This window comes from Streptomyces noursei (assembly GCF_001646665.1).
Classification (GTDB): Bacteria; Actinomycetota; Actinomycetes; order Streptomycetales; family Streptomycetaceae; genus Streptomyces; species Streptomyces lavendulocolor.
On the sequence record NZ_LWBU01000373.1, the window covers coordinates 334 to 13859 of the forward strand.

14 protein-coding genes and 1 pseudogene are annotated in these 13526 nt (G+C 73.2%); 11 read left to right on the top strand and 4 right to left on the bottom strand.

Annotated features, from left to right (window positions below; genetic code table 11):
- On the bottom strand, positions 1-436 hold a 436-nt coding region (locus tag A4V12_RS39205), incomplete at its 3' end, for an SDR family NAD(P)-dependent oxidoreductase (protein WP_234372358.1).
- Between the two features lie 187 nt (positions 437-623).
- Between A4V12_RS39205 and A4V12_RS28065 the strand changes: the two genes are divergently transcribed.
- A complete protein-coding gene (locus A4V12_RS28065; RefSeq protein ID WP_064072242.1) occupies positions 624-1244 on the top strand; it encodes a dihydrofolate reductase family protein in 621 nt (206 codons plus the stop codon).
- 138 nt (positions 1245-1382) lie between these two features.
- On the opposite strand, the gene A4V12_RS28070 is transcribed toward A4V12_RS28065, so the two are convergent.
- Entirely contained in the window at positions 1383-2057 is a 675-nt protein-coding gene (locus tag A4V12_RS28070) for a lytic polysaccharide monooxygenase auxiliary activity family 9 protein (RefSeq protein WP_064072243.1), read from the bottom strand.
- Between the two features lie 95 nt (positions 2058-2152).
- Positions 2153-2371: a hypothetical protein gene (locus tag A4V12_RS28075; protein ID WP_064072244.1), complete on the bottom strand. Its 219-nt coding sequence runs from the start codon at positions 2369-2371 to the stop codon at positions 2153-2155.
- Between the two features lie 146 nt (positions 2372-2517).
- Between A4V12_RS28075 and A4V12_RS28080 the strand changes: the two genes are divergently transcribed.
- The 4 genes and pseudogenes from A4V12_RS28080 to A4V12_RS28095 all read left to right on the top strand — a co-directional run bounded on the left by A4V12_RS28080 (position 2518) and on the right by A4V12_RS28095 (position 6165).
- Positions 2518-3873 carry a sensor histidine kinase gene (locus tag A4V12_RS28080; RefSeq protein WP_234372359.1) on the top strand — a complete coding sequence of 452 codons (1356 nt, stop codon included), beginning with the start codon at positions 2518-2520 and terminating at the stop codon, positions 3871-3873.
- The gene (locus tag A4V12_RS28085; RefSeq protein ID WP_064072245.1) at positions 3870-4544 is read left to right on the top strand and encodes a response regulator; all 675 of its coding nucleotides are present in this window, start codon (positions 3870-3872) and stop codon (positions 4542-4544) included. The genes A4V12_RS28080 and A4V12_RS28085 overlap by 4 nt, the downstream gene beginning before the upstream one ends.
- A 9-nt stretch (positions 4545-4553) precedes the next feature.
- Positions 4554-5731: pseudogene (locus A4V12_RS28090) on the top strand (cytochrome P450 family protein).
- Positions 5728-6165: a PaaI family thioesterase gene (locus A4V12_RS28095; protein ID WP_064072246.1), complete on the top strand. Its 438-nt coding sequence runs from the start codon at positions 5728-5730 to the stop codon at positions 6163-6165. Before A4V12_RS28090 ends, A4V12_RS28095 begins: the two are co-directional and overlap by 4 nt.
- On the opposite strand, the gene A4V12_RS28100 is transcribed toward A4V12_RS28095, so the two are convergent.
- Entirely contained in the window at positions 6154-7161 is a 1008-nt protein-coding gene (locus A4V12_RS28100; RefSeq protein ID WP_064072247.1) for a Gfo/Idh/MocA family protein, read from the bottom strand. The genes A4V12_RS28095 and A4V12_RS28100 overlap by 12 nt on opposite strands.
- A gap of 165 nt (positions 7162-7326) precedes the next feature.
- Between A4V12_RS28100 and A4V12_RS28105 the strand changes: the two genes are divergently transcribed.
- The 6 genes from A4V12_RS28105 (at position 7327) to A4V12_RS28130 (ending at position 13526) form a co-directional block, all read left to right on the top strand.
- A complete protein-coding gene (locus tag A4V12_RS28105) occupies positions 7327-8046 on the top strand; it encodes a GntR family transcriptional regulator (RefSeq protein ID WP_064072462.1) in 720 nt (239 codons plus the stop codon).
- Positions 8047-8206: 160 nt separating this feature from the next.
- Positions 8207-9211: a substrate-binding domain-containing protein gene (locus A4V12_RS28110; RefSeq protein WP_064072248.1), complete on the top strand. Its 1005-nt coding sequence runs from the start codon at positions 8207-8209 to the stop codon at positions 9209-9211.
- A 92-nt stretch (positions 9212-9303) separates the two neighbouring features.
- Entirely contained in the window at positions 9304-10329 is a 1026-nt protein-coding gene (locus tag A4V12_RS28115) for a sugar ABC transporter substrate-binding protein (RefSeq protein ID WP_079137400.1), read from the top strand.
- Positions 10326-11381, top strand: a complete 1056-nt coding sequence (locus A4V12_RS28120) for an ABC transporter permease (RefSeq protein ID WP_064072250.1) — start codon at positions 10326-10328, stop codon at positions 11379-11381. Before A4V12_RS28115 ends, A4V12_RS28120 begins: the two co-directional genes overlap by 4 nt.
- Positions 11348-12202, top strand: coding sequence for an ATP-binding cassette domain-containing protein (locus A4V12_RS28125; RefSeq protein ID WP_423549911.1), 855 nt, complete (start codon positions 11348-11350; stop codon positions 12200-12202). Before A4V12_RS28120 ends, A4V12_RS28125 begins: the two co-directional genes overlap by 34 nt.
- Positions 12203-12317: 115 nt before the next feature.
- On the top strand, positions 12318-13526 hold the full coding sequence (locus tag A4V12_RS28130) for an ROK family glucokinase (protein WP_423539589.1): 1209 nt from the start codon (positions 12318-12320) through the stop codon (positions 13524-13526).

Consider the following 13526-nt stretch of genomic DNA (forward strand, 5'->3'; position numbering starts at 1 on the left):
CCCGCTGGGTCAGGCACGAGCCGATGGTGACGATCCGCCCGCCGGGCCCCATCCGGGCGGCGGCGGCCCGCGACGCCAGGAACACGCCCCGGACGTTCACCGCCAGGACCCGGTCGACGTCGGCCGCCGTCAGCTCCTCCAGCGGGCCCACCACCCCCACGCCCGCGTTGTTGACCAGCATGTCCAGCCGTCCGCCGCCCAGTGCGTCGGCGGCCCGCGGCACGGCGTCCGCCGCCTCGGCCGCGTCGCCCGAGTCGGCCCGCAGGGCGACCCCGCGGCGGCCCGCCGCCTCGACCTTCCGTACCACGTCCTCGGCCGCCTCCCGGTCCGTCACGTACGTGATCGCGACGTCCGCGCCCGCCCGGGCCAGCCGCAGCGCCGTCGCGGCCCCGATGCCGCGGCTGCCGCCGGTGACCAGGGCTGTCCTGCCGTTCATGGTGTCCTCCGTGGATCCGCCACAAGTGGTTGCGGGCTCCATCACAGCGGAGGGGCGGGTGCGGCACCGGCGGGAATCGGACGGCGTGCCCGGGGCCCGTCCACCGATGAGTTCCGGGGGCGGGCGGGGTCACCACCCGTGACGCACGATGAGAGACGGACCCGACGGAGAACGGAAGGCACCTGCCATGGCCAAGCTCACCCTCACCACCTTCATGACGCTGGACGGCGTGATGCAGGCACCCGGCGGCCCCGACGAGGACCGCAGCGACGGCTTCGAGTACGGCGGCTGGAGCGTCCCCTTCGTGGACGAGGAGTTCGGCCGCTTCATGGACGAGGTCTTCGGACGCGTGGACGCCTTCCTGCTCGGCCGGCGGACGTACGAGATCTTCGCCGCGTACTGGCCGAAGGTCACCGACGAGAACGACCCCATCGCGGGCCGGCTCAACGCCCTGCCCAAGTACGTGGTGTCCCGGACGCTCGACAAGGCCGACTGGCACAACTCCACCGTCCTCGGCGGCGACCTGACCGAGGAGGTCGGCCGCCTCAAGCAGGGGCCCGGCCGCGAGATCCAGGTGCACGGCAGCGCCCGGCTCGCGCAGAGCCTCATCGCCCTCGGACTCGTCGACGAACTGAACCTGCTGGTCTACCCGGTCTTCCTCGGCAAGGGTCGCCGGCTCTTCCCCGACGGCGGCACCCCGGCCTCCTTCGAGCTCACCGGCCACCGCACCACGTCGACCGGGGTCACCATCCAGACCTACCGGACGGCCGGCCCGGCGCGGTTCGGCACGTTCGCACCCGGCGAGTGACCCCGAGCGGGCGCCCGGGGCCGGAGGCGGTGGCCGGGGGAGCGGTGGCCGGGGGCGGTGGCCGGGCCCGGGGGCGGTGGGGCCGGCCGGCCCGGCCCCACCGCCGTGGCGTGGCGGGCGGGGCCGGCCGGGCGTGGCTCAGCCGAAGGTCACGTCACTGCACAGGTAGTACGTCTGGTCCATGTGCGAGGCCTTCCAGATCGTGTAGACGACGTGGTGACCGGTGCGCCCGGGAGCGCTGACGTCACCGATGAGGTAGTTCTGGCTCGGCGCGTACCGGCCGGTCTGCCGGACGAGCTGGAGGTCGCTCCAGCTCAGCGCCTGGGTGGCGGGGTCGAAGCCCGGCCGGGTGACGTAGACCTGGAAGTAGTCGGCGCCGTGGCTCGCCTGGTCGTACAGCTTGACGGAGAACGTGCCGCCGACCCTCGTCGTCCGCCACGGGCCCACCGCGTCCAGGGCGTTGTAGCGACCGCCCTCGGCGCGGCCGCCGCTGCACAGCCGGCCGTTGGGGACCGCGGCCCGGTGGTCGCCGCCGACACCGTTGCGGTAGAGGCCGTTCCAGTTCCACATGGCGTTGGGGTCCGCGCGCCAGGCCTGCCAGCACATCGGATCCTGCTGCTCCATGGCCGGGTTCAGGTGGTCGCTGCCCCACCGTAACCAGCAGCCGTAGTTGCGGGAGGCGGGGTCGACGACCGATCCGTGCGCGGATGCGGTGCCCGTCCAGGGCAGCAGGCCGAGCAGCGTCGCGCACAACAGGACGAGCAGGTGCGGCACCCGACGGGCACGGGGTGCGGTGCGGTCATGACGGTTCATGTGCGGCTCCATCTTCCGGGTGTGGTCTTCCCCGCCTGATGGGAGCGCTCCCAGAAGCGCTCTACCCGTGCGCGCCACCGGAAAAACCAGGCCCCCTACACCGAGCGCATCCGGTCGGAGATCATCAGGATCCCGAACCCCGCCACCGCGATCACGATGTTGGCGAACACCTCCCGCCCGTGCAGCATCGCCACGTTCTCCGTCAGGTAGCGGGTGGGGCCCATGAAGGGGAACCAGCCCGTGAGTTCGCGCACCACCCCGCACGCACCGACGACCATGACCAGGGTTCCGACGACTTCGAGGATCTTCTTCATGCCGCCGATCGTCGGCCCGGCTCCCGGACCGGCGCATCGGCCACGGGCATGGGGACGCGGTCCGGAAGTACGAACCCGCGCGACTTTGGTAGCGGACCCGCCGCCCCGGCCCCGGCCGGCCCGCCCGTGCGCATAGCTTTGCCGGCATGACGCGCGCGGAGTACTCCTGGCTGCTGCCCTCGGACCTGGCCGAACCGGCCCGCCCCGGCGAACCCCGGCGCTCCGGCGGCCCCGAGGCGGACGAAGCCCCTGAAGCCCCCGTAGCCCCCGAAGGCGCGGGCGTCCCCGGCGGCTTCGACGTCCGCCGGGGACCGGGCGGTTCCGGCGGTTTTGGCGGTCCGGGCGGCCCCCGGGCGGGGCGCCACCGCCGTACCGTGCGCGACTGGATCGTCGACACTGCCGCCTTCGTCCTCGCCGGGTTCTTCGGCCTGCTCGCCGCGGAGGCCGGCAGCCGGTTCGGCAACTCCGAGGCCGCCGTCCTCGCCGACCAGCTGCTCGGTGCCGCCGCCTGCTGCGGGCTCTGGCTCCGCCGCCGGTGGCCCGTGGGCCTGGCCGCCGTCCTCTGCGTCCTGCACGCGGTGGTCCCCGCCGCCGGGGGCGCCGTGCTGGTCGCCCTCTTCGGGGTCGCCGTCCGCGTGCCGTTCCGGCGCCTCGCCCTGGTCGGCGGCCTGGCGCTGGTCTGCGGCGCCGTCCAGGTGGTCGTCCGCCCCGACCCGACGCTGCACCCCCTGGCGTCGGTCGCCGTCGGCGTCGTCCTGGTCCTGCTGGTCACCGGCTGGGGCATGCTCGTCCGCGCGCGCCGCCAACTCGTCGTCGCCCTGCGCGAACGGGCGCGACGCGCCGAGGCCGAGGCGGAACTGCGCGCCGGACAGGCCCAGCGCGCCGCCCGCGAGGCCATCGCCCGCGAGATGCACGACGTCCTCGCCCACCGCCTCACGCTGCTCAGCGTCCATGCCGGAGCCCTGGAGTTCCGGCCCGACGCACCCCCGCCCGAAGTCGCCCGCGCCGCCGGCGTCATCCGCGACAGCGCCCACGAGGCCCTCCAGGACCTGCGCGAGATCATCGGGGTGCTGCGCGCCCCCGGCGACCGCGGGGACGGCGACCGCCCCCAGCCCACCCTCGCCACCCTGGCCGCGCTCGTCGACGAATCGCGCGCGGCCGGCACAAAGGTCGTGCTCGACAACGGCATCGGCGACCCCGCCGCGGTCCCCGCCGCCACCGGCCGCACCGTCTACCGCATCGCGCAGGAGGCCCTCACCAACGCCCGCAAGCACGCCCCCGGCACCGAGGTCACCGTCACCGTCCGCGGCCGCCCCGGCGACGGGCTCACCGTCGACGTCCGCAACCCCGCCCCCACCGGACCCGTCCCGCACGTCCCCGGATCCGGCCAGGGGCTCATCGGGCTGACCGAACGCGCCACCCTCGCGGGCGGCCGCCTCGTCCACGGACCCGTGCCCGGCGGCGGGTACGCCCTGCACGCCTGGCTACCGTGGCCCCCATGACCATCCGGCTGCTCCTCGTCGACGACGACCCCCTCGTGCGCGCGGGACTCACCTTCATGCTCGGCGGCGCCGACGACATCGAGATCGTCGGAGAGGCCGCCGACGGCGCCGACGTCCCGGCCCTCGTCCGCGATACCGCCCCGGACGTCGTCCTCATGGACATCCGCATGCCGCGCGTGGACGGCCTCACCGCCACCGAACGGCTCCGCGCCCGCCCCGGCGCCCCCGAGGTCGTCGTCCTCACCACCTTCCACGCCGACGAGCAGGTCCTGCGCGCGCTGCGGGCGGGAGCCGCCGGTTTCGTCCTGAAGGACACCTCGCCCGCCGAGATCGTCCAGTCGGTACGGCGGGTCGCCGCCGGCGACCCGGTCCTCTCGCCCGCGGTCACCCGCCGGCTGATCGCCCATGTGGCGGACCGCGCCGCGGAGAACACCCGCCAGGCCACGGCCGCCGGCCGCCTGGCCGAACTGGGGGAGCGCGAACGGGAGGTGGCGCTCGCCGTCGGCCGCGGTCTCACCAACGCCGAGATCGCCGCCGCCCTCTACATGAGCGTGCCGACCGTCAAGACGCACGTCTCCCGGATCCTGGCCCGGCTCGGCCTCAACAACCGGGTCCAGATCGCGCTGCTGGTCCACGACGCGGGACTCCTCGACGAGCGCGGGGACGGCTAGCCTGGCCCGGTGATCACCGTCGATCTGAGCGCGTACGGCGAGGACTTCGTCGCCGACCCCTACCCGGTCTACGCGAAACTCCGCGAGAGCGGCCCCGTCCACCACGTGCGCACGTCCCTCGGCAACGAGGTCTGGCTGATCGTCGGCCACGCCGAGGCGCGCGCCGCCCTCGCCGACCCCCGGCTGTCGAAGGCGCCCGCCACGGTGGGGCGGCGGATGCTCGACGAGGAGGTCATCGGCCCGTACCTGCTCGTCCTCGACCCGCCCGACCACACCCGGCTGCGCAGGCTCGTCGCCCGAGAGTTCACCGGCCGGCGGGTGGAGGCACTGCGGCCGCGCGTCCAGCGCGTCACCGACGAGCTGATCGACGCCATGGAACCCCACGGCCGCGCCGACCTCGTCGACGCCCTGGCCTTCCCGCTGCCGATCACGGTGATCTGCGAGCTGCTGGGCGTCCCCGCCGCCGACCGGGACGCCTTCCGCGCCTGGTCGAGCGAGATCGTCGCACCGACGGGCGGAGAGTTCGAGACCTCCGCCGTCCACGCGCTCGGCGGCTACCTGGACGCGCTCATCGAGGACAAGCGGTGCGCCGGCCCCACCGACGACCTGCTCTCGGCGCTGGTGCGGACCCGCGCCGAGGACGGCGACCGGCTGTCGGCCGCCGAACTGCGCGCCATGGCCTACCTGCTGCTGATCGCCGGGCACGAGACGACGGTCAACCTGATCGCCAACGGCGTCCGGGCCCTGCTGGAACACCCCGGCCAACTGGCCGCCCTCCGCGCCGACCGGACCTCCTCGACGGAGCGGTGGAGGAGATGCTGCGCTACGACGGCCCCGTCGAGACGGGTACGGCGCGCTTCGCCCGCGAGCCCGTCCCGATCGGGGACACGGTCGTCCCGGCCGGCGCCGCCGTCCTCGTGGGCATCGCCGCCGGCGACCGGGACCCCGCGAGGTTCCCCGACCCCGACCGGTTCGACATCCGCCGCGACACCTCCGGCCACCTGGCCTTCGGGCACGGCATCCACCACTGCCTCGGTGCGCCGCTGGCCCGGCTGGAGGGCCGGACCGCGATCGGCGCCCTGCTGAGGCGGTTCCCCTCCCTGGCCCTCGACCCGCAGGCCGGGCCGCTGGACTGGCTGCCCGGCCTCCTCATGCGCGGCGTCCGCCGCCTTCCCGTCAGGTGGTGACGGCGCACGTGACCGGCTTCGACCTCTCCCTCGCCCGCGAAGTCCTCGACAGCCAGCCCTTCAGCCGGCTCGTCGGCGCCCGCATCTCCGCCTTCGAGGACGGTGAGGCCGTGCTGGAGGTGGACGTCCGCGACGACCTGCGCCAGCAGAACGGATTCCTGCACGGCGGGGTCCTGTCCTACGCCGCCGACAACGCGATCACCTTCGCCGCCGGCAGCGCGCTGGGTCCGGCGGTGCTCACGGCCGGCTTCTCCATCCAGTACGTCCGCCCCGCCACCGGCCGCTCGCTGCTGGCCCGCGCCTCGGTGGTCCACGCCGGCCGACGGCAGGCGGTGGTGCGCTGCGACCTGCTGACGGTGGACGAGGACGGGACCGAGACCCTGTGCGCGGTGGCCCAGGGCACGGTCCTGTCGGTGAACGGATCAGAGCGCTGACGGCACCTCGTCGAGGCGCACCGGGCGGCGCTCGCGGCGCGACAGCTCGCACGCCTCGGCGACGCGCAGCGCCCGGAGGGCCTCGTGGCCGTCGCACGGGTTGGCCAGCTCGCCGCGCGCGAGGCGCACGAAGGCGTCCAGCTCCGCCTCGTACGCCGGGGCGAACCGCTCCAGGAAGCCCGGCCACGGCTTGTCGGCCGGGCCGGGGCCGAGCGGTTCGGTGGACGTGATCGGTGTCCGGCCGTCGAGGCCCACCGCGATCTGGTCGCGCTCGCCCGCCAGCTCCATCCGTACGTCGTACCCGGCGCCGTTGCAGCGGGTGGCCGTCGCGGTGGCGAGGGTGCCGTCGTCGAGGGTGAGGAGCGCGGCGGCCGTGTCGACGTCGCCCGCCTCGCGGAACATCGCCGGGCCGCCGTCGGAGCCGGTGGCGTACACCTCCGTCACCTCGCGTCCGGTGACCCAGCGCAGGATGTCGAAGTCGTGCACCAGGCAGTCGCGGTACAGCCCGCCGGAGAGGGGGAGGTAGGCGGCGGGCGGCGGCGCCGGGTCGGAGGTGATGGCGCGGACGGTGTGCAGCCGGCCGATGCGCCCGGACCGCACGGCGTCGCGGGCGGCGCGGTACCCGGCGTCGAAGCGGCGCATGAAACCCAGCTGGAGCTGGGTGCCGGCCGCCTCCACCTCGCGGAGCGCGCCGAGGGTGCCGGGCAGGTCGAGGGCGATGGGTTTCTCGCAGAAGGCGGGCAGGCCGGCGCGGGCGGCGCGGGCGATGAGGTCGGCGTGGGAGGAGGTCGCCGAGGCGATGACCACGGCGTCGACGCCCCGGCCGAAGAGGGCGTCGACGGTCGGCGCGGCCGCGGCGCCGGTGAGTTCGGCGACCCGGGCCGCCCGGCCGGGGTCGGCGTCGGTGACCACGAGATCGGCCACGTCGGGGTGACGGCTGAGCACGCCCGCGTGGAAGGTCCCGATACGTCCCGTTCCGATGAGTCCGATGCGCATGGCCCCCAAGGTGGTGCCGAGCCTGTCATCGTGTCAAGCTTTTGTCCTGACAACATGACTTCACAACTTCCCGTCATCATTCCCTGTGGATAGGCTCGGCCCGTGCCCAAGCAGACCCGAGCAGCCAGAGAAGAGACCGGTTCCGTGGTGCGCCTGCCGCTGAGCGTGGACCGCACCAGCCCGGTCCCGCTCTACTTCCAGCTCTCCCAGCAGCTGGAGGCGGCCATCGAGCGCGGGACGCTCACCCCGGGGAGCCTCCTCGGCAACGAGATCGAGCTGGCCGGACGGCTCGGCCTGTCCCGGCCGACGGTCCGCCAGGCCATCCAGGCCCTCGTCGAGAAGGGCCTGCTGGTGCGCCGCCGCGGCGTCGGCACCCAGGTCGTGCACAGCCAGGTCAAGCGCCCGCTGGAGCTGAGCAGCCTCTACGACGACCTGGAGGCCGCCGGCCAGCGCCCCGCCACCATCGTCCTGGCCAACCGCGTCGAGCCCGCCCCCGCCGAGGTCGCCGCCGCCCTCGGCGTCCCCGAGGGCACCGACGTCCGGTACGTCGAGCGACTGCGGTTCGCCCACGACGAGCCGGTGGCCCGGCTCCGCAACCACCTGCCGCTCGGCCTCCTCGACCTGGACACCGAACTGCTGGAGGGCACCGGCCTGTACCGGATGATGCGCGGCGCCGGCATCACCCTGCACAGCGCCCGCCAGAAGGTCGGCGCGCGGGCCGCCACCGGACTGGAGGCGGAGCTGCTCACCGAGGAGAAGGGCGCCCCGCTGCTCACCATGGAGCGGACGACCTTCGACGACACCGGCCGGGCGGTGGAGTTCGGCAGCCACATCTACCGGGCGTCGCGGTACGCCTTCGAGTTCCAGCTCCTGGTCAGGCCATGAGGCCTGACCGGGTGTCTCGCCGATCACGCCGGGCTCCCGGTGTCCGCCACCGCACCTCGGGTAAGAATGTTCGGACAAAGTATTGACGGGTCCCGCCCGCCCCCGTAGAAACTCACCCAGCCGCAATTCGGCGGCGCCGGGGAGACAAGGCGGATCACGCATGCGTACCACCCGCACGGCGGCAGCGGCCCTGCTGGCCGCGGCCGCGCTCACCGTCACCGCCGCCGGATGCAGCAGCTCGGGCGGCAAGGACGCCGAGGACGGCGGCGCCCGCGGCCAGGGCGGCGGCACGAGCGCCACCACCCCCCGCATGACCGTCGCGATGGTCACCCACTCCGGCGAGGGCGACACCTTCTGGGACATCGTCCAGAGCGGTGCCGAGGCCGCCGCCGCCAAGGACAACGTCGAGTTCCTCTACGCCGCCGACAAGGAGGGCAAGGGACAGGCCGCGCTCATCGACTCGTACGTCGCCAAGAAGGTCGACGGCCTCATCGTCACCCTCGCCAAACCCGAGGCGGTCAAGGCCTCCGTCGCCAAGGCCGTCGCCGCCGGCATACCGGTCGTGACGATCAATTCCGGCGGACAGCACTCCAAGGCCTTCGGCGCGATCGGCCACATCGGCCAGGACGAGGCCGTGGCGGGTGAGGCCGTCGGCGAGGAGCTCACCGAGCGCGGCCGGAAGAAGGCGCTCTGCGTCATCCACGAGCAGGGGAACGTCTCCCTCGAGGAGCGCTGCGCCGGGGTCGCCAAGACCTTCGACGGCACTGTCGAGAACCTCAACGTCGAGGGCACCAACATGCCGGCCACGACGTCCTCCGTGGAGGCCAAGCTCCAGAGCGCCAAGGACATCGACGCCGTCGTCACCCTCGGCGCCCCCTTCGCCGCCGCCTCCGTCAAGGCCGCGCGGAGCGCGGGCTCCCGCGCCGAGATCGACACCTTCGACCTCAACGCGGCCGTCGTCGCCCAGCTCAAGGCCGGCCAGATCGGATTCGCCGTCGACCAGCAGCCCTACCTCCAGGGCTACCTCGCCGTCGACGGCCTCTGGCTCCACGGGACCAACCTCAACGTCATCGGCGGCGGCAGGCCGGTCCTCACCGGCCCCGCCCTCGTCACGAGGAAGGACGTACCGGTGCTCGAGAAACTCACCGCCCGCGGTACCCGATGAAATCCGGGCACATCACCATGACCCATACTTGGCCAGTCGTACGACAGAAGGCACAGCGGACACAACAGGCACATCAAGAGGGGCACGGCGTCGTGGCAAGGGTTCGGACAGGAGTACGCGCGCTCCGCGCGGTGCTGGCGGCGGTCCTCGGAGTGTCCCTCGCGGGAGCCGTGGCCGGATGCAGCGCCACCGGCGGGAAACGCGCCGAAGACGCCCGCAGGGCGGCCGCCGCCGAAGGCCGTTCCGCGGTGAACACCCCGAAGTGGACCTTCGCCATGGTGACCCACTCCGGCGACGGCGACACCTTCTGGGACATCGTCCAGAACGGCGCCAAGCAGGCCGCCGTCAAGGACAACATCAACTTCCTGTACGCCCACAGCGACGAGGGCCAGCAGCAGGCTCAGCTGGTGGACTCCTACATCGACAAGAAGGTCGACGGACTCATCGTCACCCTCGCCAAGCCCGACGCCATGAAGGCGGCCGTCGCCAGGGCCGTGAAGGCCGGCATCCCGGTCATCACCGTCAACTCCGGATCCGAGCAGTCCAAGTCGTTCGGCGCCCTCACCCACATCGGGCAGGACGAGACGGTCGCCGGCGAGGCCGTCGGCGACGAGCTGGACGAACGGGGCCGCAAGAAGGCCCTGTGCGTCCTGCACGAGCAGGGCAACGTCGGCCACGAGCAGCGCTGCGCCGGCGTCGGGAAGACCTTCGGCGGCGCCCTCCAGAACCTCTACGTCGACGGCACCAACATGCCCGACGTCCAGGCGTCCATCGAGGCCAAGCTCCAGACCGACCCCACGATCGACGCCGTCGTCACCCTCGGCGCCCCGTTCGCCGACGCCGCCGTCCAGGCGAAGAAGAGCGCCGGGTCCGAGGCGGAGATCGACACCTTCGACCTCAACGCCAAGGTGGCCGCCGGCCTCAGCGCGGGGCAGCTCGGCTTCGCCGTCGACCAGCAGCCCTACCTCCAGGGGTACGAGGCGGTGGACCTGCTGTGGCTGTACCGGTACAACGCCGACGTGCTCGGCGGCGGCCGGCCGGTCCTCACCGGACCGCAGATCATCACCGAGAAGGACGCCGCCAGGCTGGCGGAATTCACGGAGCGAGGAACCCGATGACCGCGACCGCACCACCGGTGAAGGACGGCGCCCCCGCCGACGAACGCCTCCTGCGCACCTCACCGCTGCGCGCCCTGCTCGGCCGCCCCGAGCTCGGCTCGGTCGTCGGGGCCGTCGCCGTCTTCCTCTTCTTCTCGATCGTCGCCGACAGCTTCCTGCGCGCGTCCAGCTTCGGCACGGTCCTCTACGCCGCCTCGACCATCGGCATCATGGCCGTACCCGTCGCGCTGCTGATGATCGGCGGCGAGTTCGACCTGTCGGCCGGCGTGCTGGTGACCAGCTCCGCGCTGATCTCCTCGATGTTCAGCTACCAGATGACCGCGAACGTCTGGGTCGGCGTCCTGGTCTCCCTCCTGGCCACCCTCGCCGTCGGCGTCTTCAACGGCGTCATGCTCACCCGGACGAAACTGCCGAGCTTCATCATCACGCTCGGGACGTTCCTGATGCTGACCGGCCTCAACCTCGGCCTGACGAAACTGATCAGCGGCACCGTCTCGACGAAGACCATCGCCGACATGGAGGGCTTCTCCTCGGCCCGCGCCCTGTTCGCCTCCCAGTTCACCCTCGGCGGCGTCGACGTCAAGGTGACCATCCTGTGGTGGTTCGGCCTGGTCGCCCTCGCCACCTGGATCCTGCTGCGCACCCGCTTCGGCAACTGGATCTTCGCCGCCGGCGGCGGCGCCGACGCGGCCCGCGCGGTGGGCGTCCCGGTCCGCACCACCAAGATCGGCCTCTACGCGGGCGTGGCCTTCTGCGCCTGGGTCTCCGGCCAGCACCTGCTCTTCTCGTTCGACGTCGTCCAGTCCGGCGAGGGCGTCGGCAACGAGCTGATCTACATCATCGCGGCCGTGATCGGCGGCTGCCTGATCACCGGCGGGTACGGCTCCGCCATCGGTTCGGCGGTCGGCGCGTTCATCTTCGGCATGACCAGCAAGGGCATCGTGTACGCCGAGTGGAACCCGGACTGGTTCAAGTTCTTCCTCGGGGCGATGCTGCTCCTCGCGACCCTGCTCAACGCCTGGGTCCGCAAGCGCGCGGAGGCCACCAAGTGACGGCACTGGTAGAGCTCGACGACGTCAGCAAGTACTACGGCAACATCCGCGCCCTCGAAGGCGTCTCCCTGGAGGTCCACGCAGGCGGGATCACCTGTGTCCTGGGCGACAACGGCGCGGGCAAGTCCACCCTCATCAAGATCATCGCCGGGCTGCACACCCACGACGGCGGCACCCTGCGCATCGACGGCGAGGAGACCTCCCTGGCCTCCCCGCGCGAGGCCCTGGACCGGGGCATCGCCACCGTCTACCAGGACCTGGCCGTCGTGCCCCTGATGCCGGTGTGGCGCAACTTCTTCCTCGGGTCCGAGCCCACCAAGGGCGCCGGCCCCTTCAAGCGCCTCGACGTCGGCCTCATGCGCGAGACCACCCGCTCCGAGCTGCTGCGCATGGGCATCGACCTGCGGGACGTGGACCAGCCGATCGGCACCCTGTCCGGCGGTGAGCGGCAGTGCGTGGCGATCGCCCGCGCCGTGTACTTCGGCGCCAAGGTCCTCGTCCTCGACGAGCCGACCGCCGCCCTGGGCGTCAAGCAGTCCGGGGTCGTCCTCAAGTACGTGGCGGCCGCCCGCGACGCCGGCCTCGGGGTGGTGCTGATCACCCACAACCCGCACCACGCGTACCTGGTCGGTGACCGGTTCGTGCTGCTGAAGCGCGGAGTGATGTCGGCGAGCCACACCAAGGAGTCCGTCACCCTCGACGAGCTGACCCGCCAGATGGCGGGCGGCAGCGAGCTCGAGGACCTCCGCCACGAGCTGGAACGCGCCCCCGCCCCGACCCACCTCGGCGGCCACGGCAACCGCCCGGACCCGGCGCCCTGACCCCGGCGCGCCCCCGCCCCCGGCCGTACACCTGGCAGAATCGGGGGCGGCGGGCGCCGTCCGCCGCCGGACCCCCCACCTCCCCGGCCCCCCACCAGCAGGGACGACAGGACTCGTGAGCACGTACCGCGATCTCGCCCTCCCCCGGGCCCTCGGCGCCCGGGCGGCGGCGACCCCCGGCGGATCCGCCCGTGCCACCGTCCTGCGGACCGTCTCGGCCCGCGAACGCCGCTCGCACCTCACCGCGCCGCGCGTGCCCACCGTCGGCATCGACATCGGCGGGACGAAGGTGATGGCGGGCGTCGTCGACGCGGACGGCCGGATCCTGGAACAGATCAAGACCGAGACGCCCGACAAGTCCAAGAGCGCCAAGGTCGTCGAGGACACCATCACCGAGCTGGTCCTGGACCTCTCCGACCGGCACGACGTGCACGCCGTCGGCATCGGGGCCGCCGGCTGGGTCGACGCCGACCGCAGCCGCGTCCTCTTCGCCCCCCACCTGGCCTGGCGCAACGAGCCGCTGCGCGACTCGCTCCAGGCCCGGCTCGCCGTGCCCGTCATGGTCGACAACGACGCCAACACCGCCGCCTGGGCCGAGTGGCGGTTCGGCGCCGGCCGCGGCGAGGACCACCTCGTCATGATCACGCTCGGCACCGGCATCGGCGGCGCCATCCTGGAGGACGGGCAGGTCAAGCGAGGCAAGTACGGCGTGGCCGGCGAGTTCGGCCACATGCAGGTGGTGCCCGGCGGCCACCGTTGCCCGTGCGGCAACCGCGGCTGCTGGGAGCAGTACAGCTCCGGCAACGCCCTCGTCCGCGAGGCCCGCGAGCTGGCGGCGGCCGACTCGCCGGTCGCGTACAACATCATCGAGCGCGTCAAGGGCTCCGTCGGCGACATCACCGGCCCGCTGATCACCGAACTCGCCCGTGAGGGCGACGCGATGTGCATCGAACTGTTCCAGGACATCGGCCAGTGGCTCGGCGTCGGCATCGCCAACCTGGCCGCCGCCCTCGACCCGTCCTGCTTCGTCGTCGGCGGCGGCGTCAGCGCCGCCGACGACCTGCTCATCGGCCCCGCCCGGGAGGCCTTCCGCCGCCACCTCACCGGCCGGGGCTACCGCCCGGAGGCCCGGATCGCCCGCGCCCAGCTCGGCCCGGAGGCGGGCATGGTCGGCGCCGCCGACCTCGCCCGGCTCGTCGCGCGCCGCTTCCGCCGCGCCAACCGCCGCCGCCTGGAGCGCTACGAGAAGTACGAGCGGTACGCCCAGGCCATCCGCAACGGCGGCGTCACCGGCCGCAGCACCCGACCCCCCCAGGAACCGTAG

Coding starts and splice junctions, on each gene's coding strand:
- A4V12_RS28065 (WP_064072242.1), top strand. CDS start 624: ATGGCCAAGCTCACCCTCACCACCTTCATGACGCTGGACGGCGTGATG.
- A4V12_RS28070 (WP_064072243.1), bottom strand. CDS start 2,057: ATGAACCGTCATGACCGCACCGCACCCCGTGCCCGTCGGGTGCCGCAC.
- A4V12_RS28075 (WP_064072244.1), bottom strand. CDS start 2,371: ATGAAGAAGATCCTCGAAGTCGTCGGAACCCTGGTCATGGTCGTCGGT.
- A4V12_RS28080 (WP_234372359.1), top strand. CDS start 2,518: ATGACGCGCGCGGAGTACTCCTGGCTGCTGCCCTCGGACCTGGCCGAA.
- A4V12_RS28085 (WP_064072245.1), top strand. CDS start 3,870: ATGACCATCCGGCTGCTCCTCGTCGACGACGACCCCCTCGTGCGCGCG.
- A4V12_RS28100 (WP_064072247.1), bottom strand. CDS start 7,161: ATGCGCATCGGACTCATCGGAACGGGACGTATCGGGACCTTCCACGCG.
- A4V12_RS28110 (WP_064072248.1), top strand. CDS start 8,207: ATGCGTACCACCCGCACGGCGGCAGCGGCCCTGCTGGCCGCGGCCGCG.
- A4V12_RS28120 (WP_064072250.1), top strand. CDS start 10,326: ATGACCGCGACCGCACCACCGGTGAAGGACGGCGCCCCCGCCGACGAA.